The sequence below is a fragment of the Siphonobacter sp. SORGH_AS_0500 genome (genome assembly GCF_002838835.1).
In the GTDB taxonomy this organism is placed as follows: domain Bacteria; phylum Bacteroidota; class Bacteroidia; order Cytophagales; family Spirosomataceae; genus Siphonobacter.
The window spans coordinates 143,383-165,366 of sequence record NZ_NHPP01000006.1 but is presented as its reverse complement, the minus strand read 5'-3'; the positions used below and the strand labels follow the sequence as shown (position 1 = coordinate 165,366).

20 protein-coding genes and 1 pseudogene are annotated in these 21,984 nt (G+C 45.6%); 4 read left to right on the top strand and 17 right to left on the bottom strand.

What is annotated here, in order from left to right; genetic code table 11:
* Window positions 1–276: 276 nt before the first annotated feature.
* The 8 genes and pseudogenes from BWI96_RS08780 to BWI96_RS08755 all read right to left on the bottom strand — a co-directional run bounded on the left by BWI96_RS08780 (window position 277) and on the right by BWI96_RS08755 (window position 8,785).
* Window positions 277–1,458: a carboxypeptidase-like regulatory domain-containing protein gene (locus BWI96_RS08780; RefSeq protein WP_106636270.1), complete on the bottom strand. Its 1,182-nt coding sequence runs from the start codon at window positions 1,456–1,458 to the stop codon at window positions 277–279.
* Between the two features lie 94 nt (window positions 1,459–1,552).
* Window positions 1,553–3,462 (bottom strand): annotated as a pseudogene (locus tag BWI96_RS08775) (amidophosphoribosyltransferase).
* A 282-nt stretch (window positions 3,463–3,744) separates the two neighbouring features.
* Window positions 3,745–3,999 (bottom strand): hypothetical protein, encoded by a 255-nt coding sequence (locus BWI96_RS08770; protein ID WP_106636269.1) that lies wholly within the window; start codon window positions 3,997–3,999, stop codon window positions 3,745–3,747.
* Complete coding sequence (locus BWI96_RS08765) at window positions 3,957–5,204, bottom strand: NADH-quinone oxidoreductase subunit N (RefSeq protein ID WP_106636268.1); 1,248 nt, start codon at window positions 5,202–5,204, stop codon at window positions 3,957–3,959. The genes BWI96_RS08770 and BWI96_RS08765 overlap by 43 nt, the downstream gene beginning before the upstream one ends.
* A gap of 61 nt (window positions 5,205–5,265) precedes the next feature.
* Window positions 5,266–5,886: a NuoM family protein gene (locus BWI96_RS23245; RefSeq protein WP_369804121.1), complete on the bottom strand. Its 621-nt coding sequence runs from the start codon at window positions 5,884–5,886 to the stop codon at window positions 5,266–5,268.
* Window positions 5,887–5,900: 14 nt separating this feature from the next.
* A complete protein-coding gene (locus tag BWI96_RS23240) occupies window positions 5,901–6,923 on the bottom strand; it encodes a NuoM family protein (protein ID WP_369804120.1) in 1,023 nt (340 codons plus the stop codon).
* A gap of 9 nt (window positions 6,924–6,932) precedes the next feature.
* The gene (locus tag BWI96_RS22320) at window positions 6,933–7,400 is read right to left on the bottom strand and encodes a hypothetical protein (protein WP_232793654.1); all 468 of its coding nucleotides are present in this window, start codon (window positions 7,398–7,400) and stop codon (window positions 6,933–6,935) included.
* Window positions 7,364–8,785 carry an NADH-quinone oxidoreductase subunit L gene (locus tag BWI96_RS08755; RefSeq protein WP_232793653.1) on the bottom strand — a complete coding sequence of 474 codons (1,422 nt, stop codon included), beginning with the start codon at window positions 8,783–8,785 and terminating at the stop codon, window positions 7,364–7,366. Before BWI96_RS08755 ends, BWI96_RS22320 begins: the two co-directional genes overlap by 37 nt.
* Window positions 8,786–8,976: 191 nt before the next feature.
* On the opposite strand from BWI96_RS08755, the gene BWI96_RS08750 reads away from it, so the two are divergent.
* Window positions 8,977–9,534: an acyl-CoA thioesterase gene (locus BWI96_RS08750; protein ID WP_232793652.1), complete on the top strand. Its 558-nt coding sequence runs from the start codon at window positions 8,977–8,979 to the stop codon at window positions 9,532–9,534.
* Between the two features lie 45 nt (window positions 9,535–9,579).
* Window positions 9,580–10,119 (top strand): DUF2911 domain-containing protein, encoded by a 540-nt coding sequence (locus BWI96_RS08745; RefSeq protein ID WP_106636267.1) that lies wholly within the window; start codon window positions 9,580–9,582, stop codon window positions 10,117–10,119.
* A gap of 164 nt (window positions 10,120–10,283) precedes the next feature.
* Here BWI96_RS08745 and nuoK read toward each other — a convergent pair whose 3' ends face one another.
* The 6 genes from nuoK to dnaG form a co-directional block, all read right to left on the bottom strand.
* On the bottom strand, window positions 10,284–10,586 hold the full coding sequence (gene nuoK, locus BWI96_RS08740; protein ID WP_106636266.1) for an NADH-quinone oxidoreductase subunit NuoK: 303 nt from the start codon (window positions 10,584–10,586) through the stop codon (window positions 10,284–10,286).
* A gap of 53 nt (window positions 10,587–10,639) precedes the next feature.
* Window positions 10,640–11,149 carry an NADH-quinone oxidoreductase subunit J gene (locus BWI96_RS08735; RefSeq protein WP_106636390.1) on the bottom strand — a complete coding sequence of 170 codons (510 nt, stop codon included), beginning with the start codon at window positions 11,147–11,149 and terminating at the stop codon, window positions 10,640–10,642.
* A 28-nt stretch (window positions 11,150–11,177) separates the two neighbouring features.
* On the bottom strand, window positions 11,178–12,908 hold the full coding sequence (locus tag BWI96_RS08730; protein WP_106636265.1) for a 4Fe-4S dicluster domain-containing protein: 1,731 nt from the start codon (window positions 12,906–12,908) through the stop codon (window positions 11,178–11,180).
* A 439-nt stretch (window positions 12,909–13,347) separates the two neighbouring features.
* On the bottom strand, window positions 13,348–13,704 hold the full coding sequence (locus tag BWI96_RS08725) for a hypothetical protein (protein ID WP_157830279.1): 357 nt from the start codon (window positions 13,702–13,704) through the stop codon (window positions 13,348–13,350).
* Window positions 13,705–13,860: 156 nt separating this feature from the next.
* Entirely contained in the window at window positions 13,861–14,757 is an 897-nt protein-coding gene (locus BWI96_RS23235) for a hypothetical protein (RefSeq protein WP_369804119.1), read from the bottom strand.
* Window positions 14,715–15,899, bottom strand: coding sequence for a DNA primase (gene dnaG / locus BWI96_RS23230; protein ID WP_369804118.1), 1,185 nt, complete (start codon window positions 15,897–15,899; stop codon window positions 14,715–14,717). The genes BWI96_RS23235 and dnaG overlap by 43 nt, the downstream gene beginning before the upstream one ends.
* A 350-nt stretch (window positions 15,900–16,249) precedes the next feature.
* On the opposite strand from dnaG, the gene BWI96_RS08715 reads away from it, so the two are divergent.
* Window positions 16,250–16,768 (top strand): phosphoheptose isomerase, encoded by a 519-nt coding sequence (locus BWI96_RS08715; RefSeq protein WP_106636263.1) that lies wholly within the window; start codon window positions 16,250–16,252, stop codon window positions 16,766–16,768.
* A 176-nt stretch (window positions 16,769–16,944) separates the two neighbouring features.
* Here the strand turns inward: BWI96_RS08715 and BWI96_RS08710 are convergent, their stop codons facing one another.
* From BWI96_RS08710 to BWI96_RS08700, 3 genes are all read right to left on the bottom strand, one after another.
* Entirely contained in the window at window positions 16,945–17,781 is an 837-nt protein-coding gene (locus tag BWI96_RS08710; RefSeq protein WP_106636262.1) for an anti-sigma factor domain-containing protein, read from the bottom strand.
* Window positions 17,782–17,786: 5 nt separating this feature from the next.
* The gene (locus BWI96_RS08705; RefSeq protein ID WP_106636389.1) at window positions 17,787–18,377 is read right to left on the bottom strand and encodes an RNA polymerase sigma factor; all 591 of its coding nucleotides are present in this window, start codon (window positions 18,375–18,377) and stop codon (window positions 17,787–17,789) included.
* Between the two features lie 411 nt (window positions 18,378–18,788).
* Window positions 18,789–19,181, bottom strand: coding sequence for a DUF1573 domain-containing protein (locus BWI96_RS08700; protein WP_106636261.1), 393 nt, complete (start codon window positions 19,179–19,181; stop codon window positions 18,789–18,791).
* Between the two features lie 297 nt (window positions 19,182–19,478).
* Between BWI96_RS08700 and BWI96_RS08695 the strand changes: the two genes are divergently transcribed.
* Complete coding sequence (locus BWI96_RS08695; RefSeq protein ID WP_106636260.1) at window positions 19,479–21,932, top strand: thiamine pyrophosphate-dependent enzyme; 2,454 nt, start codon at window positions 19,479–19,481, stop codon at window positions 21,930–21,932.
* The last annotated feature ends 52 nt before the right edge of the window (window positions 21,933–21,984 follow it).

The following is a 21,984-nucleotide window of genomic DNA, read 5'->3' as shown; positions in this document are numbered from 1 at the left end:
TTCACGGCTGCAATTTGTCAATAATTTCCCGCTAGATACTGTCAGTTTTTTCTTGACTTTTTATAATAAAAAATCATACCTAATCGGCTAGCTGAAAAACCTGTCAGTAATGAAACGGAATTCTATTGATCTCGCGAAGATACGACGAGGTGGCAATGGCTCTACTATGGGCTGTCGAATTTCCACGCCTAGTGGTCTATTTTAAGCGTGTCTTTACTATTGAATTTCTAAAATAAGTATGGATTGAGACATAAATCGTTACCTGGAAGACAGCCTTTACTGATCCGAATAATCGAGCGGTAAGAGGTCTCCTACTTTCTCCCAACCCCAGTAACCTTCAAACATAACGCCTAGTGGAGGTAATATACTTCCGTTTTCTTCCAGTAGCACAGATTCCGTTCTCAGGGAAAATACCGAAGTCTGAAACGTGGGCTGACGGTTTCGATGACGGCTCTGGCTCATGACATAAGCGGGTTCTTCTTTTTCGCCAACGTATACCACCTGAAAAAATCCCTCAAAAGTCAGTTGGTCCTTTTTCAGGTATTCATCATACACAACCCGGGCCGTATCCAGTTTTTCCAGGATTTTTGGCAAACTAGCCTTCGCCAGGATTTTCTCCAGTGGGTCATCTTTTCGTAAACCACCCTGCTCTCTGATTTTCTGACGGATTGCTTTTAACTCTTCCTCCGTGGGCCGATTGGGATTGGGCATCCGAATCAGTCTTCGAAGATTAAAGCCTTCTGCTTCTAATTGCTGATTTCGCAGGCTTCGTACAAAATGCATGATCGAGCCTTTATACGCCCGCTGCCGATTCTTGGCCCAACGTCTTTGCCGGGACTTATTTCCTTCCATGAGCTGAAAGTTCGGATAACCCAGGTAGGTAACATACCCCTGCCGCATGTCGTATTTGAATTCCGCCAACAGATAATTGATACGATACCCCAGTTCCCGGTTTTCGATTTTCAGTACTTCGTCGGACTTTACCTCCAAAAAAGCTGTTTGGGGATCAAAGACAATAACGAGTTGGTTTTCATTGAATATGCGACATTGCTGAGCTGTTTCGCTACTACCTAGAAACTGCTCTTTGAAAATCTTGAGGTTATCGTACCACGAGCTATCGCGTTTCGCCTTCACCCCAACGGTTTGAAGTGAATAGGTTTTCGGCTGAATTTTAAACAGGTAAGAAACCGCCCGTTTCTGGCGTGTATCCAGAGCATAGACCAGCGGTTCATAACCTACCATGGAAACAATGACTTCGTAGTTACCCGCTTTCACCGACAAAGAAAACTCTCCTTTTTCATTGGTTAACGTGCCCGTCGTAGTCGTATTAATGAACACCGATGCAAAAGCAACGGGTTCGTTCGTCTTTTCGTCCAGTACTCTCCCCTTTAAAATCTGATTCTGAGCCCCTAAGGAATGAATAAAGCAGCAAAAGAGAAGAGTAAACAGGTATTTCATAGCAATTACGATTTTTTCGTAATATTACTAAAATTTCGTAATTCTTCTGTAAAAGAAAACCCCGGCGTTAAACCAGGGTTCTCCCATGTATTCGTTAGAAAGCTCCGTAAGCTCGTTCGTTGCCTTTGCCAATCATGTAATTTACAAAAGCCCGGTTCACCACTTTATTACCTCCCGGCGTTGGTAATTACCCGTAAAGTACCAGTCGCCCGTATGGTTTGGACAAGCCGTGTGTAATCCATCAACCGTTTGATAAATGATAGATACTTCAGCCTGACAGTTTTTAGGCGTTACGATTTCGGCAATTTTTTTGGAAATCTGTTCGTCGGTGAAAGGTTCATAAAGAGCTTTCACGTAGTTCTCCTGAGTGGCGTACCCATTTTCAAGAGCATCTTTACAACGAGCAAAAGTTTCCTCCAGCAGCTCTTCGCGATTGTGTTCTTCCAGTAACTTCAATACTGCCCGGAAAGCCACGAAATCTTTCATTTTTGACATATCAATTCCGTAGCAATCGGGGTAACGAATTTGCGGAGCGGAGCTGACAATGACAATTTTCTTAGGCTCCAGACGATCCAGCATGCGGAGGATCGAACGTTCCAGAGTAGTTCCGCGAACGATAGAATCGTCAATCAGAACAATCGTATCCTGTTTTTTCTGGATTACCTCAAACGTTGTTTCATACACGTTTGAAACCATCTCGTCGCGTGCCGTATCGTTCGTGATGAACGTACGCAGTTTCACGTCTTTTGAAATGATTTTCTCGGTACGGGGACGGAAGGATAACAAACGATCCAGGTCTTCTTCAAACAGGACACCTTCGCGAATGTGACGCTTGCGTTCCTGAACCAGATGTTCGTCTAAGCCTTCCACCAGACCGAAGAAAGCGGTTTCGGCAGTGTTAGGAATATAACTGAAAACCGTATTTGCCAGATCATTATCAATTTCCTTGAGAATCTGGGGTAGTACAAGTTTACCTAAATTTTTACGTTCCCGGTAAATGTCTGGATCAGATGCTCTTGAGAAATAAATACGCTCGAATGAACAGGATTTTTTCTCCAGAGGCTCGCGGAATTCCTGTTCGCGGAAATCACCGTTAGTTTCGATGATTAACGCATTACCAGGCTGAATTTCAACGATTTCATCATAGTCGCAGTTAAACGACATTTTGATAGCAGGCTTTTCTGAAGCAACCACGATGACTTCATCATCCGCATAATAATAAGCGGGGCGAATACCAGCGGGGTCACGGGCAACAAAAGCCGCTCCCGAACCTAACATCCCGCACATCGTATATCCACCATCGAAATCCCGGCAGGAACGCTGCAACATACGGGCAACGTCAATATTAGATTCGATTAAAGACGTAAGCTGCTGATTATCTTCAGGGAATAAAGGCTTGAAACGGTCAAACTGGCGTTGCACTTCTTCGTCCAGAAAGTGGCCAATTTTTTCCATTACCGTTACCGTATCTACTTTGTCTTTGGGGTGCTGACCCAGCGAAACCAGCTTATCAAAAAGCTCGTCAACGTTAGTCATGTTAAAGTTACCCGCAACGACCAGATTCCGGCTCCGCCAGTTATTCTGACGCAGGAAAGGGTGGCAGTTTTCGATTTCGTTTTTGCCGTGCGTACCATATCTCAGGTGGCCCAGCCAAACTTCACCCGTGAAGCCGTAGTTTTCCTGAAGCCATTCGGCATTCATGAATTGCTTCGGATCTTCTTTTTCTGCTTTCCGGTATTTTTTGTTGATTTTCTCGAAGATGTCTTCGATGGGTTTCGCTTCTACCGAACGATACCGACTGATGAAGCGATACCCTGGAGAAACATTAAGCTTAATATTCGCCACCCCGGCACCATCTTGTCCACGATTGGCCTGCTTGTTCATGAGCAGGGCCATCTTGTTTACGGCGTACAAAGGCGTGCCGTATTTGTCGATGTAATACTGGAGCGGTTTGCGGAGACGGAGAAGAGCGATCCCGCATTCGTGTTTGATTTCGTCGGACATTTAGGATGTCGTTTTGACTGCTCGCTTAATGAAGTAATCTGTTTTCGATGAATCGAAATTACAACTTTAAGCTCGGAATGGTTCAAGAAATGTTCACAAAAAATTCACACTCGCTTCAACGTCCGAATTGGACTTGGAATTGTTCAATTTTCGTAACCTTCAGCCCTAAAAGCATCTACTCTACTTCCACACGACTGTATTTTTAATAGAAATTTCAGTAAAATAATCAGACCAACCAAATATTTTCACCGCAAAAAATGCCATTATCCCAATAAAATATCCCTATAACCCCGATATCCAGTTTATCAGCCAATCGGTTTTGAGGAATAGCAGAATGATGGGGAGAGTCAATACCAGACTTAAGACGGTTACTCCCCAGCTCAGCGTTACGACTGGCGTTTCTTCAGCTGTTTTTCTGAAAAACAAAGCAAAAGGAATCTTCAGGTAAAAGGCCAGCGAAACAGCGGTGTTCAGTAATCCAAAAACGAAAAGGATCAGGAATAGATTCTGGCTACTTTGCTGGTAAGCTTCCCACAAAGAACTAAATACGAGAAGTTTGGCCGAGAAGCCACCGTTAAAGGTAAGCCGACCAGGGACAGAAAAGCAATGGTTAAAAGGACAGCAGCCAGCGGCTGTTGCCTTCCAATGCCGTTAAAACTGGAAATGGATACGCTGTTTTTGCTCAGGGAAGGCGATAAGGCATCAATCAATAAGAAGCTCGCCATGGTTCCGAATAAGTACGTAGCCAGATAAAAGATGGCAGTTTGGTTCCCCAGACTTGAAAAAGCCACTAAGCCTACCAAAACGAAACCCGATTGAGCAATGGATGAATACGCCATGAGCCGCTTAGCGTCGGTTTGCCAGAGAGCGGAAAAGTTACCAATGGTAATGGTTACCAACGAGATAACGGCCAGCACGGGCTGAAAATTCAGCGGTAATACACTGAACAAACGCATTAATACCAAAAAAGCCACTGCCTTGGGAGCCACCGAAAAGAACGAGACTACGGGCGTGTCTGCTGCTTCGTACACGTCAGGATTCCAGATTTGGAAAGGCACAGCCGAGATTTTGAATAGTAACCCGCTCATCGCCAGGATCAGAGCCGAAGCCGATACCAGCGGATCAACATTTATCAGGATTCGTCCAAAGGCTGGATTGGTAAAATCAAGGGTGGTGGTTAAGCCATAGAGCAAGCTCATGCCATACAACATGAGTCCCGAAGCTACGGAACCAAACAGCACGTATTTCATCCCTCCTTCTGAGCTTTTACGATCGCCACGGAAGGCGGTAAGGATATAGCTGGAGATGGAAACTACTTCAAGCGATACATACACCATCAGTAGATTCGTAGCCATGGAAAGCAGAAATAAACCGAAGACCATCCCCACCAAAATGGAGAAAAACTCCCCCGACCAGCGACGTTTCATTACCCAGCTATGCAGCACCGCAATCAAGGCTGAAAACGTAATGAGTGCTTTGAAGAACAGAGCTTTACCGTCCAGTACCAACATCTGGTTGAATAAAGGACCCGGCGACTGGGTTTGCCATTGGTGGTAAACAAACAATCCCAGAATAATAAAAACGAGAAAGGTAAGAAAATGGAAAAATCCACCACGCCCCTCTTCGTTTACTTCAGTTGTTACTAAATCCCAGCTAATAAGAGCCACAAATGCCGCCATCAGCCAGACTTCGGGAGTGAAGCGGGCCAAACTGGCTATGATGTGGTCGAGTTGTTCAAGCATGTATTCAATCGCCGTAGCTTTCGCGAAGTGTTAAATCTGAAGAAAATTGAATTTCTGGCGGCTAACCGAAATGCTTCATGAATTCCATGACGTACCCTTCGGTAATACTAAAGACGGTTCCGGGTAAAATTCCGAAGAAAAGGGAAAGCAGAGCCAGGGGCACCAGCATTATCTTTTCCCGGAAATTCAGATCGGGTAACAGACTCTCTTCGTATAAAGACCAGCGTTTTCCTAAGAATACTCGCTGGAAGGTCCAGAGGAAGTACCCTGCTCCGAGAATTAATCCAAACCCCGCTACAACTACCATCCAGACCGGGATATAAATGGAATTAAACGCTCCTAAAAGACTAAAAAATTCGCCTACAAAACCAGAAAACCCGGGTAATCCTAAGGAAGCAAAAAAGGCAATAGCCGTTAAGCCCGTATACGCGGGCATGCTTAAAGCCAAGCCCTGGTAATGATCGATGTTACGGTCGTGCGTACGGGCGTACACTACTCCCACGACGAGGAATAACATAGGCGAAAGGATGCCGTGTGAGAATAACTGATAAATCGCGGCGTTGGCTCCTTCGGGCGTTAAAGCGGCTAAACCCAGTAATACAAAGCCCATGTGTGAAACGGAGGAATAAGCGATTAATCGCTTCATATCCTTCTGACTTAAGGCGTTGAAGGCTCCGTACACAATGCTTAATACGCCTAAACCCGCAATCCAGGAAGCGAAATAAATGGCTCCATCAGGGAAAATTTCATAGGCAATTCGGAAGACCCATAGCCCCCAATTTTCAGCAAAATACCAGCCAGTACTACCGAAATGGGCGTAGGGGCCTCCACGTGAGCATCGGGTAACCAGGTATGTAAGGGCACCATGGGTAGCTTCACGGCAAAACCAATGAATAAAAGCAGAAAGGCAACCAGTCGGGCCGATAAGCCAAAGATTTCGTGTCCGGCCAAGGTGCTTAGTAGCGATTCAGGTACGAAGTTCCGACCGTCATTCAGGTACGGAATCTCAAAGGTATGCACTAACTGAGCCGGGTCGATTTGCTGGCGGGCAATCATCGTTTGCACCTGAGCAACCACATCTTGCGTAATTTCTGAGGGGTTGGAGACCAGTCCAATGCTCAGACCCGTTTCCGCTGGATCGATGACGGACAGGTATAAACCGATCATTACCAATAGAATAAATACCGAACCAGCCAGCGTGTAAATAAAGAATTTCAAACTCGCATATTCGCGACGAGGCCCGCCCCACAAACCGATGAGGAAGTACATCGGCAAAAGCATGAACTCGAAAAAGAGGAAGAACAGAAATAAATCCAGAGCCACAAAACAGCCTACGACGGTTCCCATTAACAACAGGTACAGAGCGTAATAAGCCTTTTCGTTCGTTTTTATTTCAAAAGAAGAAACGGCACCTACCAGCATCACCAAGCTCGTCAGCCAGACCATCGGCAAACTTAGCCCATCTACCCCTAAAGAATAGTCGATAGAGACGATTCCAAACTGCCCGAGAGCCATGGTAATCCAGTCGGTATTTTCGATGAATTGATGCCCTACCAATTGCGGATCAAAGGTATGCCAGATCCAACTGCTTAAGACCAGATGTAAAACGCAAAGGACAACCGTAACCCAGCGATACGTAGCCCTGAGTGCCTGCGGAAGAGCAAGCAAGAGCAGGGAGCCAAGTATGGGTAAAAATATAAGTGTAGTCAGTATAGGCATTGTTTCGAATTACCAGGTCCACCAAATTAATAAAGCTGCTAAGCCCAGCATCGTTGCTACGATGTAAGACTGCACTTGTCCGCCCTGAAAACGACGGGTTACTTTTCCAACTGTACCCACGACATAGGCCGTCCCGGTTGGGATTCCATCCACAACGTACCGATCCAGCCACCCTAGCAAATGTGCCAGAATCACCTGCGATTTGGCACTGGCATTCACGATTCCATCCACAATAACCCGATCAACCCAGGTACAGAAATCAGCGAATTTCAGAAAAGGATTAACAATAAGGGTATGATATAACTGATCCAGCGTCAGTAAAGGCACATCTCTTATCTGGTCCAATCGCTCAATGGATCGATAACGAATCCAGGCCATCACAATTCCGATTAGGGCCACCGCTGTCGATCCCAGAGCCACGCCTAAGTCCAGGTGTTCTCCTAAAGGATTCCATGAAAACAGAAAAGGCAGGGACAAAGCTGCCAGTAATACCAGCGGGAGTTTCTGTAACCAGGATGATTCATGGACACTCTCCAACGAAAGGTGGTCATTCCGCCAGTTCCAAAAAATACCAGCCGCCATTGCTTAGCCATGTAAAAGGCCGTCAAGCCCGCCGAAATCGTAGCCGCTACAGGAAAAACAAGTTTCCAGGAATGAGCGGTTGCGTGGAAAGCTTCATGCAGAATCTCGTCTTTCGATAAAAATCCAGATGTGAAAGGCAAGCCCGATAAAGCTGCCGCACAAACGGTATAGGCAATAAAAGTAACGGGTAATTTTTTACGAAGCCCACCCATAAGCCGCACATCCTGAGCATCAAAACCGTGTCCAGCGTGGTGCAACGAATGAATAACCGAACCCGAAGACAGGAATAACCCGGCTTTAAAAAAGGCGTGGGTAAACAAATGGAACATCGCTGCGTGGGGGGCCCCTACGCCGACGGCCAATACCATTAATCCCAACTGGGAAACGGTAGAATAGGCCATCGTTTTCTTAATATCCGTCTGAGTCAGGGCGTATAAGGCTCCCATGACCATCGTAATCGTACCAATAATGGCGATTACGATCAGGGCTTCTGGTGTGAGAATAGGGAAAATCCGGGCGAGCAGGTAAACGCCAGCGGCTACCATCGTCGCGGCGTGAATCAGAGCCGAGACGGGCGTGGGACCTTCCATAGCGTCGGGTAACCAGACGTGCAACGGAAACTGAGCCGATTTAGCCAGGGTTCCACAGAAAAGTAATAAACCGATAGCCGTCCAGTAAGGGTCGGCGATGAATTCAGGCGTGGTTAATGCCGTAAAATCAAGCGTTCCCAAGCGGTTATAAACACCAAAAATGCCCAAAGCAAGCCCTACATCACCAATGCGATTGACCAGAAAGGCTTTTCTTGCCGCCAGCACGGCTTCAGGTTTGGTATACCAGAAACTGATGAGTAAATATGAACTTAAGCCTACTAACTCCCAGAAAACATAGAGAATCAAAAGGTTATTGGCCAGTAAAATTCCCAGCATTGAGCCCACAAACAATTGCAGGAAAGCGAAATACCGAAACCGGGATGAATCTTCCCGCATGTATTCCAGCGAGAATAACTGCACGAGGGAGGCAATAAATAACACCAGTAATAGCATTTTCTGGGTTAGATCGTCCGCCCGGAGGGTAAAGGGTAAGGCTTCTGAAATCCAGGTATGGGTAACTTCAATGGTCGGAAGTTGAGTAGTGCTGAAACTTAAGCCAAAGCCAACTAGAGAAAAGCCCAGTCCCAGCCAACCCGCCCAGGTATTAGCACTTTTTCCCGAAAGTATGAGCAGTAAAAACCCAGCGAACGGCAGGAGAAGGATAATCCAGAGCAGTAGTTCGGGGTTCATGAATAGAAACGATTCAGAGATATTAGAACATTACATGGGAAATAATGTCCCGTAAAGCTTGTTAATTCGCTGGCAAATATCCGTTCTGATGCTGGTAAAACCAATTGATTTAGTAGACAAAAGCAGTTCTTTTTTATTTATTTAGTCTATTTATAAATTAATCCCTTGAGTGTCACCTAACGAGCAAGCCTTTGGAACCAAAACCTATTTCTTATTCCCAGACCACCATTACCGAATTGATGATTCCGAGTTACGCTAATTTTGGCGGTAAGATTCACGGCGGTATTCTTTTGTCATTAATGGATAAAGTGGCCTACGCCTGTGCATCCAAGCACGCTGGTACTTACGTAGTTACGGTAGCAGTGGAACACGTCGAGTTTCTTCAGCCCGTTGAGGTTGGGCAACTGGTGTCTTTGCTCGCTTCCGTAAATTACGTTGGAAAAAGTTCGCTGATTGTGGGTATACGTGTCATCGCCGAGTCTATTAAAACGGGGGTAAAAGTGCACACCAACACCAGTTATTTCACGATGGTGGCAAAAGATGAGGAAACGAATCAACCTACACTGGTGCCTCCTTTATTACTTGAAACCCGCGAAGAAGCCCGGCGTTTTCTGGAAGCTGTCAAGCGAAAGGAACTTCGGAAAATGTATCAAAATGAATTAAACAATGCTAAAACGATTCTGGAGGTAGAAGAAAGTTTACCTTTACTGGCAAATGAACGCTGCGTTTTTTCGGAATTTGAACGTTAGATAGTCAGTATCCGCTTTCATTGCCTTTTGCATACATCAGCATCCATGAGAAAAGTATTAATTACTCTAGTCGTCATACTTACCCTTACCGGGACCGGATATTGGAGTTATAAACATTATACCAAGTCATTCAGTCAGGAATCTCACGCCCAGTTTAATCAGGCTGGGTTGAAAGTACAGGTGGACTACTGCCAGCCCGCCAAAAAAGGCCGATTGATTTTTGGTGATTCATCCAAGGCCTTGGTTCCTTATGGCAAAGTATGGCGGACAGGAGCTAATGAAGCTACTTTGCTGGTGATTAACAAAGACGTAAGTTTAGCCGGAAAGCCGTTGAAAGCCGGAGAATATACCATCTGGACTATTCCCGGCCCTAAGAACTGGCAAGTGGTAATCAATCAGGAAACAGGGCAATGGGGCACGGAATACGATGCCAGTAAAGATTTGTTTCGGGCGACGGTTCCTGCCTATCAGGTTCCTCAATCGCAGGAGTTATTCGAAATAAGCTTCGTTCCAGAACTGGACGGTACGAATATGTTACTCCACTGGGACCATACGGAAGTAAGGGTGCCTATTAGAGTACAATGAGAGTTCATAGGTTTTGAGTCTCGTGTTTGGGATTTTGAGTTAAAAAGGAAGCGGTCGTTAGAGATGATTCTAACGACCGCTTCCTTTTAATTAATCACGGAGTTTCGGACGGAGAGCACTGAGTCTAACTTTATCAAATACTCAAACCTCAATTCAAACCCTGCTTAATCTTTCATTTCTGCGACTTCATCCAGATGGACGGTATTGAAATGCTGGAAGACTTTGAGCACGATGGCTAAGGCTACCACAATTTCGGCGGCGGCTACGATGATGACGAACAGACTGAAAAACTGCCCCGTCAAATCAGGATCAAAACGGCTGAAAGCGACGAGATTCAGATTAGCAGCATTCAGCATCAATTCCACTCCCATCAGTACTACAATGGCGTTGCGTTTGATGATGACAATGGCTAGTCCAATACTAAAGAGCAACGCCGCCGTTAGCAGAAAATAGGATAAAGGAATCATCAGTATTTTGAGTTTAGGGTTTTGAGTTACTAAGTCCCCCTCTTCTTTTTTCTTTACTTATTGCCTATACTTTGGGCCTTACCGGATAAATAGGCAGCCCCTAACAGAGCAATCATTAATAAGATTCCGGCTACTTCGAAGGGCAAAACGTAATTCGTCATTATTCCAACGCCTAAGTCATGAACCGTTGTTTTTCGTTCGATAGCCTCGTAATGATCCAGCTCAACTCGCTGAAAATGAGCTTTCGACAGGATTGTCGATAAGATCGCGAAAATTCCACCAGCCGCCAGAATTCCCCAAAAGGTTCGACGGTGTTCAGTTTTTACAGTATTTGGTTGATTCGTACCCCGGTCGGCTTTATTACGGGTCAACATGATTCCGAAAACGAGTAATACCAGAATCCCCCCAACGTACACCATAATTTGAGTAACCGCCAGGAAATCAGCTCCAGCGAAGACGTATAAGCCTGCAATTCCTAAAAAGGTAACCATCAGACTAAAAGCCGAATAAAGTACGTTCCGACTCACCAGCACAAATACCGCCGAACCGAGCGTTAGTATCATGAAAAACAAAACACAAAAGCCTGCATCGTTACTCAGGTTTGGGACGTTTGAAAACGGGTTTGAAAGACTTACCACCACTTGGCTTCGAAGCTTCTTCCGCAGGCCTTTCGGCATCCGATTCACTTCCCCCGGAAGCTGGTTCCACGGGCGTTTCAGCGGCAGGTTCTTCTGTTACTTTTTTCTTGAATACAGGCTTAAAACTCTTCCGAACGGGTTCTTCTTTCGGCTCTTCCGTCACTTCGTTCTCAGGTGATGAAGGTTGTAAAGGAGGTTCAACGGGTTCCGCCGCAGGCTTTTTGAATACGGGTTTAAAGCTTTTTCGAACCGATTCTTCCGTTACTGCTGGAGCCTCCAGTTCTTCATTTTTCGTTTCTGCGGGTAACTCCGATAATTCCTCTACAGTCTTTTTCTTAAAGACGGGTTTGAAGCTTTTGCTCCCTCCCGCAGTCGGTTCGGCTGGTTTTTCTTCAACTTTTGCAGCCTCTCCTACGGAATCGGGTAATTCTGGTTCTGCCGTTTTTTTCTTGAAAACGGGTTTAAAACTTTTGCCGCCGGTAGTCGCTGGTTCTTCTGATGTTTCCTCTGGTTCAGGAGCTACCGATTCAGCATTGGCCTTTTTAAAGACCGGCTTAAAGCTTTTACCGCCAGTAGCAGGTTTTTCTTCCGTTTTCGATTCTTCAATCGTAGGCTCTACTGGCTCCGCTTCCGGTTTTTTAAAGACGGGTTTAAAACTCTTAGGGGCGGGAGTTTCTGTTTCTGGTTTGAGGGCTTCTGCTGATGCCTCTTTATCCGCCGAAGGTTCGCTTTCTTTTCGTTTAAACGAGGGTTTGAAACTCGTCGATTTCTTAGCCGGTTCCTCCGTAATGGCTGGTGTTTCTTCTCCCGAAGCTTTTATGGGTTCGGAAGTCTGTTCTTCAGCAGCCGATGTTTTCTTAAAGCCGGGTTTAAAAGCAGGACGAGCCGCAGGTTTCACTTCCTCAGAAGCGGTTTTCTCTGCTTCGGGATCTTCTACATTTTTCTTAAACCCAGGCTTAAACGCCGGACGAGCGGGTTTCGCCTCTTCCAATCTTGCCTCTACTTCCTGAGGAGCTTCGATTTCGGTCGTTTTCTTAAAGCCGGGTTTAAACGCCGGGCGGGCGACGGGTTTTACTTCTTCCGTTACTGCTTTGGCAGCAGGCTTGGCTACTTTAGCCGCTTCTTTTTCCGCCAGGAATTGATCATATAACTGTTTTTTCTCTTCGGCTTTTTCGGGAGTCAGATTTGTATAATGGTACACCATATTCCGAATGTCAAACTCCGAATAGTCGTAGGTTTTGGTCATGGTCAGGCATTCCGTGGGGCACACCGTCGTGCAAAGTCCACAGTAGCAGCACTTAGCCATGTCAATATCAAATTTGGCCGCATACAAACGTATGGACGAGCCATCCGAAGCCTTACCTACTTCACCGGTTGCCCGGATGGGCTCAATTTCAATACAATCCACGGGGCAAACCTTCGCACATTTATCGCAGACGATGCAATCGTCCATTTCATTGTGCAAACGGTAGCGTCCATTATCCGGTACGGGAATGGCCTCGTAAGGATAACGCAGGGTGACCATTCCGGTATCCTGCTTAAAATAATTGGGATCGTCTACATATATAGGTTTACGACGACGGGTCGAATCCTTCAAATGTCGAAGTGAAATTTGAAGCCCTTTCAGGCTCGTCTGGATTCCCCGTTTAATCGTACCCCAGTAAGATTCATCTCGTTCTTGCATCAGATAAACTAATTTCGACTCATCTATAGTTAACCCCTGGCTCGGCTGGGGAGTTCCCCCATTTCTTGAGTCGACTTACCCTATATTCTAAATACACCTTCTTCGCAAAAGTACACTTATAAATACAAATGCCCACCCTTTTAGATAGCCATAGTTAATCTTTTTTAGAATAGTTCTTAATAGAAGGATTTGTATAGTTAGTCTACAGAACCATTCTATCTGCTACTGCCAGCGTGGCCCGGCCAGCTTTTCGCTAGTAGGATTTAGTTGGTTCAACCATGAAACTACTATCTTAAAAGAGGCTGGTGCTGCCAGCAAAAAGGCTGGCAGCGGCCACGTTGGTAACGGATTAAGTAGATGACTTTCGTAATGGTAAGTCAATACTAACCTTAGTGGTCAAGTGAATAGTTTTTTTCTAATGATAGACTTTTCAGCTCTCCTATCTTCTTTTCTTCATTACCCAGTCCAGCAATTCCAGTGGCCCGTAAAAGATTTGTATCCTTAGTAGAGACCAGAAATTCGCGTTACCTGTAGCTATTCCTAGATGACTCAGACTGGTTACTGTAAAAATTGTTATGGAAACCCAGCGTACTAACGCCGCATTTTGTTGGCATAACAGATCACTTACCCAGAGTAATAACAAGCCTGTTACCAAAAAACTCAGAGCTAATTTTCGCGTGAACTGCAAGCTATATACCCAATATAAGCTGATTACCACCATAGCGACGTTTAGCTGAATATCAGGAGTGAGGCATACCCCAAGCGAATAGGTGTAAAGGCCTGTAATGCCACTCATGAACCAGAGCATAATAACCAAAGCTTTGACTACTGAACGCCCGGGCTGCGTTTTGTCATAAAAAGGAGTGAATTCATAAGCTATTATTTTTTACATAAGTAGCGATGAATTCACTCCCAGACATTACCGCTTATTCAAAGCAGTCGAATAACTTAGTTAATGGCCCGTTACCACAATTCCCAATTCTTTTGCCAAAGCCTGATCAATTCGTTTCATTTTCATGAATTGAATTAGTAACTCTTCCTGTTCATTCGCCTGGGTTACTACCGTCAATTTATGTTTGATTTCGTTCATCCGCTGATCGTTGAACGCTTTCTTTAATCGCAGAATACAACCGTGAGCAATCTTATCGAGTAAATCCCGTTCGTGTGGAATGTAAATTTCGTGCATTTTTGCCCAGTTTTCGCTTAAAGGATGGCGTTCTGAGACAAAATCAATGCTGGTTTGTTGAATCAGTTCTTCGGTATGGTTCAGAAAAAAATTAGTATCAGGATACATCTGTTGCTGATCCGCTGCTCGAAATATGGCCATGAATTGCTGATACACAGGCGTTTCAAATTCCAGATCATAAGTCTGCCCAACCATGTATTCCATCAGTGAAACCTCATGGTTACCCTCTTCCCGAATTTCTGTTTCAATAATGATCGTACCGTATAAAACCAGCAATCGGCAAAACTCTTCTTCCTGATAAGATAAAGGCGAACGCTTGGGTGGAGCGGTAGGTTGCTTCACCTGCTCAACTGCCATTAACTCGGCAAAATCCGGCTCGTCATCGCTATTAAAGCCACTCACACCAGATGGCAAGTCGATGGGTGGCGTAGGAGATTCCTGTTGCCGCTCTTGCCGCTCACGGGTTTTACTATCGCTCTTGATTCGCTCCCGCACCCGCTTGTTGGCTTCTGTAATGAGCGTTTCTTCGGATAAATCCATCAACCGAGCGGTCTGCTGGAAGAAAATCTGACGGGTAATGGCATCGGGAATTTTGGAGATGCTCTCCACCATTTCCTTGATCACGCCTGCCTTTCGAAAAGGATCGTCTCCGGCGTCCTGCAATAATACCTCGGCCTTGAACCGAATAAAGTCAACGGAGTTTTTTGTAAGTAGGCTTTGAACGCTTCTCCGCCAATTTTCCGAACGTAACTATCCGGGTCTTCGCCTTCGGGAAAGGTGCAGAGCTTAACATTCAGGCCTTCTTCCAGAATCAGATCCAGTCCGCGTAAGGAAGCTTTGATACCAGCGGCATCCCCGTCGTATAATACCGTAATATGCTGGGTAAAGCGACTAATCAGACGGATTTGCTCAACAGTCAGGGCCGTTCCTGACGAAGCCACGACATTCGTAATACCCGACTGATGTAGCGAAATAACGTCGGTATACCCCTCCACCAGATAAGCCACGTCTTCATTACGGATGGCATTTTTAGCCTGATAAATTCCGTACAGAATATTGGACTTGTGGTAAACTTCCGTTTCCGGCGAGTTAAGGTATTTCGGCTGATTTTTATCGGCTTTGAGAATCCGGGCACCAAAGGCAATGACCTTACCCGAAACGTTATGAATCGGGAAGATTACCCTCGCCCGAAAGCGGTCAAACACGCGGGCATCGGGCCGTCCATCCAAATCACGGCGGATGGACAAGCCTGCTTTTTCCAATAACTCAATTTGAAACTGATGCTGAAGAGCATCTTTGGTAAAGGCATCCCAACTTTCGAGAGCATACCCCAGTTCAAACTGATTGATCGTCTGCGTATGAAAGCCTCTTTCCTGAAAGTAACTCAGGCCAATGGATTGCCCTTCGTCCGACTTCAGTAACTTATCCTGATAGAATTTTTTTGCGTAATCGAGAACAATGTATAAGCTCTCCCGCTCATTCTGCGACTGAACCTCTTCGGGCGTTTGCTCCGTTTCTTTTAACTCAATGCCGTATTTTTTGGCCAGATGACGCAGAGCCTCGGGGTAACCAATACCCTCGATTTCCATGATAAACTTAACGGAATCCCCGGCCTTGCCACAACCAAAACATTTAAAAATGCCCCGGGATGGGTTCACGTTAAACGAGGGTGTTTTCTCGTTGTGAAAAGGGCAACAGGCAATCATATTCGCCCCCCGCTTTTTTAGGGTGACGTAATCATTCACAACATCAACAATATCGGCGGTTTCCTGAATCAGTTGAACCGTTTCCTGAGGTATTCGCATAATCAAAGATAGTGAGTTGAGGGTTGCCTGTTTGCCGTTTGCCGTTTGAAAATTTCCAGATTCTGGTATAAACGCGAATCATCGCGGCTGACCGGGAATGGGAATCGTTTTAAACAAAACAGAAATCATCGTTTAAATAGACCCAATCAATCTCCTACCAAAGATGCCAATACAATAGAAACCGCCTTTATATCCAGACGCAATGAATCGTATCTCTACGGGGCATGGTATGGGCTTTTCTGAAAATTTCTGTTCTTGGTTCGGTTCGGGTGCCGTGAAAGTTTTAGTACTTTGCAAACGAACTAGAGCTCATTCCTCTTTAGCTTATCATTAATCATTCTATAACATCCATGAATCTGTCTTTCTCTGCTGAAACTTCTAAAGCTGAACTGTTCGATAAAATCGCTGCCGAACTTGCCAGCCACGGACTAACTATTGCTACTCAGGATCAGACTCGTCCCTGGGGCGGTTTTTTCGTTATTGATGAAGCCCAAACGGAGCAGTTTGTCAGTACGTATTTTCCTATGGTTCAGATGGAAGACCTGAAAGGTTTCGCCAAACTGAGCCCTAAAATTCTGGTAGTAGGTCCCGAAAAACGTCTTTCCTGGCAGTACCATTTCCGTCGGGCAGAAATCTGGCGGGTAGTAGCTGGAACGGTTGCGGTAATGACCAGCCCTACCGACGAAGAAGGTGAAACGCGTAGCTACGAACCCGGCGAATTAATTACCCTGCAACAAGGCGAACGCCACCGTCTGATTGGCCTGGAAAACTGGGGTATCGTAGCCGAAATCTGGCAACACACCGATCCAACGAATCCTTCTGACGAAGACGACATCGTTCGCGTTCAGGATGACTTCCAGCGGAAATAAAGAATAGAGTTTGAGTGGGTTAGATAAGGTTGGATTATTTTTTCGCTTTATCCATTAAGAGGTAACTTCCAGAAGACTTAAACTTTCGGGAAGTTTTATTCACTTCAAATTTTCTCAAACAAAAAAGGTGACCCCATTATGTTGGGGTCACCTTTTTTACTACCTATTCAAACAGACTAGTTCAACGATCCTTTCAGATAAACCTGTCCGGTTGGGCCAGCTTGCGGACTTCCTCCTTCGGGTTCCAGAGAAATCGCGTAGGCACTAGCTCCGTTGATACTTTTTACTTTCTGCATACTGGTGGCCTGATCGAATAACCCGGCGTCTACAGGTTTTCCATCCACGATGGCCCAGATTTGATACTGCTTGCCCGTTGGAGCCGATGGTAACTGTACATTAGCCATATACGTCTCCCGTTTGGCATCGTTCCAGTATAACATCGCAAAGGCCGTTGGAGCAATCGGTTCACCCTGGAGCTTCATCATTTTCGTACCAGGATTCTGTAATACCGCAATTTCCTGGCGGGCCTGCATAAAGCTGGCTTTGTTTACTTCAAGGTTTTTAGCCAGTTGGGTGTTATTAGATTCCAACGTAGCTACCATATCTTCCGAAGCCTTTAATTCTTTGAAAAGAAAGATATTTCCTACAACACTCAATACCATAATTACCGCAGCGGCAGCTACCCAGTTACGGGAAGACACCAGCGTTTTGGTCACCGATAGGCCGGGACGTTGGTTGGTCAGATTATGCAAAGATGACCTCGTCATCGGAATAACCTTGCCTGCTGCCAACTCCTGAATACTTCCTAGTACTTTCTCCCGTACAGCCACCGGAGGTTCAATGGCGTGCTGCCACGCGAAGGATTCCAGTGATTCCCGAATGTCGTCGACCTGTGACTGATATTCAGGGTGCGTTGATAAAAGTTTTTCCACTTGCGTGGTTTCTTCTTGCGAAGTAATTCCCAGCACATAGCTTTCCAGCAAGCCAGACGAAACTATTTCATGCTCATTCAATTTTTTTAAGAATTAATGTAGGTGGTGAAATACAAAAACATCAAAAGGAGAGTAATCAGTGTTCGGAGTTGAGCCAGGGCCGCTTTAACCCGAGTTTTCACCGTACCAAGGGGAATATCGAGTTCTTCAGAAACTTCGGCTTGAGTATAACCCTGAAAGTAAACCAATTCAATAATAGAGCGGTACTCAGGACGAAGTTGGCTGACCACTTTTCGAACTCCAATGGCATCAACCTGATGCTCTACTGGATTCTCTTCTTCAACAACACTTACGAAATACTCAAGCGGTTGGTTTTGAGTATTTTGTTGATAATCCTGAGATCTTAGTTTATCGATGGCTGTATTTCGGGCTACATTCAAAATCCAGGTGAATAAACTGCCTTTTGAACGCTCGTAGGAATCGATATTTCGCCAAATTTTTACAAATGCTTCCTGCATGACGTCAGCGGCTGTTTCTTCAGACTTGACGATCTTAAAAATAACCCCGTAGAGGGCGGAAGAATAATTATCATATAAGATAGTAAATCCACGTTGATCCCGCTCACGGAGCAGGCCAACTAGATCATTTTCAGCGACAACAATGCGTTTTTTTCCCAAAAGAAAGCTCACTTAAGATATTCTGAACAAAACTAACAGGATGAGAGGTAAAATTCAATTAATCATACTATTTCAGGTCCTGCTTAGTTTTAATAATGATCTCCTTTTTTAAATTTTCAACTCCATAAGCCTAAAAAGACAAAGGGCCCCTATAGAGAAGCCCTTTGTACCGGAAATGAATTAACCCACACCTTTAACTTACTACTCAAGCCTTACCGAAGTAAACCATTGAGCAGTTTCGGTTGTCCGATTATAGATACGGGATTTCTTTTCCAGTCGGATTTAATAAGATGCTAAATTTTTTCATAAAATATGAAAAATCATCATTAAATACCTGACTATCAGCACAAAATAAAAGGAGATAAGTTCAAAACTTATCTCCTTTATACCTTTACTAGCGGTAAACTTTTATTATCTGACTCCTTTGGCAGCAGCTTTCTGCTGAACTTCACCTTTCAGGAACATGGTCACTGTGCTATTTTCTGCATTGCTATATACCGTGATCTGCTTATTGAAAGGACCTACAGAAGCGGCGTTATAGGTAGCACTTACCTTGCTGGTTTTACCAGGAAGGATTGGAGCCTGTGACCATTTCGGAGTGGTGCAACCGCAGGAAGCCGTTACGTTACTGATTACGACAGGAGCTTTACCCGTGTTCGTTACCACGAATTCATGCGTTACGGGCGTGCCCTGAGCAATTTTGCCGAAATCTTTCGTCTCCGCGTCTACTTTAATTTTGCCCTGAGCAAAAGCACCAGCTGAAATAAGGAAAAAGGCCAGTAAGAAGAAAAGTTGCTTTTTCATTAGATTGAAATAAAATGGTTTGGTTACAAGAGTATGATCGAAACAAAAGTAAGGGGAACTATATCCCACACAAAATCGTCGGGTGTTAATGATATGTTAATGGATATTTTCGGTAGAACCCTCTCGTTTGGAATGCTCGATTCTTTTCCTTTATTTTTACTTTTACAAACATCGTACCTGGGTTTAAAAATTCCTTTTGCTAAAGGAAAATCTTTTTAACACGAGGTTACAGGGCAAACTTTTCATGTTGAAAATCATTTGCCTGATTTGTATTCACCTGACAAACCGCTTTTTTCGATGGAACAAGCCACCCTTGACAGCGTTGTACTTTCTAAAGAGCAAGTTCTCCTCGATTACCGCATCGCCTGGGAAAGTCGTCATGCCAGTTTGTTAGCCCGTAAGGAAGTGTTCATGGGCAAAGCAAAGTTCGGAATCACAGGGGACGGCAAAGAATTGGCCCAAATTGCACTCGCCCATGCTTTTCGCAAAGGTGACTGGCGATCAGGCTATTACCGCGACCAAACCGTTGTTGCAGCCCTGGGCGAATTAACCTGGCAACAGTACTTTGCTCAGATTTACGCTCATACCGACGTTGAAGCTGAACCCAACACGGGCGGCAGAATGATGAATGGCCATTATGCCTCGCGTCATCTGGATGAGCAGGGCCATTGGTTACCGCAAACGCCCCGCTATAATATCGCTTCTGATATTTCTCCCACAGCCGGGCAAATTCCCCGGTCCATTGGTTTAGGTTATGCATCAAAGCTCTACCGCGAAAATCCTGAATTACATTCGATTACTGACTTTTCCATTCATGGAAATGAAGTTTGTTTTGCTACCATCGGCGACGCTTCGACCTCCGAAGGCATGTTTTTCGAGGCTATTAATGCCGCTGGAGTTTTACAAATACCGGTAGTTTTCTCGGTTTGGGACGATGGTTACGGCATTTCAGTTCCGGTACGTTACCAAACCACTAAAGAAAGTATCTCCGAAGCATTGGCTGGTTTTCAGCGTACAGCCGAAAAACCGGGTCTGGAAATTATAAAAGTAAAAGGCTGGGATTACGCGGGGTTAGTAGAGGCCTATCAAAAAGCCGCCGAACTGGCCCGCACCGAACACGTCCCCTGTCTGGTTCACGTGCAGGAAGTGACTCAACCACAGGGCCACTCGACCTCAGGCTCACACGAGCGGTATAAATCCGCCGAGCGACTGGCCTGGGAAGTGGAAATGGACTGTAATCGTCAGTTCAAAAGCTGGATTCTTGAAAATGGCTTTGCTACGGAAGAAGAACTCGCAGCCATTGAAGCCGAAGCCGCCAAAGCCGCTAAAGCAGGCCGCGATGCCGCCTGGAAATCCTATCTTGAATCCCTCCAACCCGATCTAAACGAAGCTCTGGAAGCTCTGGCAAAGGCCGCCCGTTCCAGCCGTTCAGGGGATGAAATTCTGGCTATTCGGACCCAAATTCAGCAAAAAGCGAATCCGGTACGGTCCGATGTTATTGAAGGCGTAAAACGGGCCGTTCGTATGCTACGATTCGAAGACTCGCCCGCCAAGCACATCCTGACGGAATGGTTAGACCGAACGAAGAAAGACAACTGGAAACGCTTCAATACGTTTTTATACAGCCAGTCCGACGAATCGCCTTTGCAGGTGCCTACTGTCGCTCCTGTGTATGCCGATGACGCTCCTTTACTGGATGGCCGGGAAATCATAAATAAAAATTTTGAAGCTCTTTTCGCCAATGACCCCCGCATTTTTGCTATCGGCGAAGATGTGGGTAGAATCGGCGATGTAAATCAGGGCATGGCGGGCTTGCAGGCCAAATTCGGCGAAATTCGGGTAACTGATACTGGTATACGCGAAACCACGATCATTGGTCAGGGAATTGGAACCGCCTTGCGTGGGTTACGCCCGATTGTAGAGGTTCAGTACGTAGACTACATGCTCTACACATTGGCTACACTTTCGGATGACCTGGCCTGTCTGCATTACCGCACTGCGGGTGGACAAAAAGCTCCGGTTATTGTCCGTACCCGTGGGCACCGACTGGAAGGCGTGTGGCATTCCGGCTCCCCCATGGCGGTGTTACTACATGCCTTACGCGGCATGCACTTCGTTGTTCCCCGAAACCTGACGCAAGCCGCTGGTTTTTATAATACGTTATTACGCGGCGACGATCCTGCTCTGGTTGTTGAACCCCTGAATATGTACCGTAGCAAAGAGAAATTACCCTCCAATTTGGGAGAATTCTGTTTGCCTCTGGGAAAACCTGAGATTCTTCGGGAAGGAACCGACATTACCATTGTTACCTACGGATCGATGTGCCGAATTGTGCTGGAAGCAGCCGAGCAGTTAGCAAAAGCAGGAATTGAGGCAGAAGTCATTGATGTACAGACCTTAATACCTTTTGACTTAACGCATACCATCGCAGAGTCAGTGAAGAAAACCAATCGTCTGATTGTAGCCGATGAAGATATGCCCGGTGGAGCTTCAGGCTTTATGCTACATAAAATTCTGGACGAACAAAAGGTATTTCGGTATCTGGATGCCAGCCCGCAAACGCTCACGGCTCATCCGCATCGCCCGGCTTATACCACCGATGGTGATTATTTCTCGAAACCCAATACCGAAGACGTGTTTGACGTAGCGTACAACATCATGCACGAATGCGATCCTCGTCGTTTTCCGGCCCTGGGCTATGAAATTAGCGACTGGACTTTTTCAGGCGGTCGCTGGTGGAATAATCCTTAAAACAATACCATTAAAAGAGCCCGCTAACAAGGCTCCCTTTTTAATGGTATTG

Excerpts from the sequence above, each read along its gene's own strand:
- BWI96_RS08695 (WP_106636260.1), top strand. The coding sequence starts at position 19,479 with ATGGAACAAGCCACCCTTGACAGCGTTGTACTTTCTAAAGAGCAAGTT.
- BWI96_RS08765 (WP_106636268.1), bottom strand. The coding sequence starts at position 5,204 with ATGCTTGAACAACTCGACCACATCATAGCCAGTTTGGCCCGCTTCACT.
- BWI96_RS08755 (WP_232793653.1), bottom strand. The coding sequence starts at position 8,785 with ATGAACCCCGAACTACTGCTCTGGATTATCCTTCTCCTGCCGTTCGCT.
- dnaG (WP_369804118.1), bottom strand. The coding sequence starts at position 15,899 with ATGCGAATACCTCAGGAAACGGTTCAACTGATTCAGGAAACCGCCGAT.
- BWI96_RS23240 (WP_369804120.1), bottom strand. The coding sequence starts at position 6,923 with ATGCCTATACTGACTACACTTATATTTTTACCCATACTTGGCTCCCTG.
- BWI96_RS08745 (WP_106636267.1), top strand. The coding sequence starts at position 9,580 with ATGAGAAAAGTATTAATTACTCTAGTCGTCATACTTACCCTTACCGGG.
- BWI96_RS08735 (WP_106636390.1), bottom strand. The coding sequence starts at position 11,149 with ATGATACTAACGCTCGGTTCGGCGGTATTTGTGCTGGTGAGTCGGAAC.
- BWI96_RS08700 (WP_106636261.1), bottom strand. The coding sequence starts at position 19,181 with ATGAAAAAGCAACTTTTCTTCTTACTGGCCTTTTTCCTTATTTCAGCT.
- BWI96_RS08715 (WP_106636263.1), top strand. The coding sequence starts at position 16,250 with ATGAATCTGTCTTTCTCTGCTGAAACTTCTAAAGCTGAACTGTTCGAT.
- BWI96_RS08725 (WP_157830279.1), bottom strand. The coding sequence starts at position 13,704 with ATGAGTGGCATTACAGGCCTTTACACCTATTCGCTTGGGGTATGCCTC.
- nuoK (WP_106636266.1), bottom strand. The coding sequence starts at position 10,586 with ATGATTCCTTTATCCTATTTTCTGCTAACGGCGGCGTTGCTCTTTAGT.
- BWI96_RS08780 (WP_106636270.1), bottom strand. The coding sequence starts at position 1,458 with ATGAAATACCTGTTTACTCTTCTCTTTTGCTGCTTTATTCATTCCTTA.
- BWI96_RS08730 (WP_106636265.1), bottom strand. The coding sequence starts at position 12,908 with ATGCAAGAACGAGATGAATCTTACTGGGGTACGATTAAACGGGGAATC.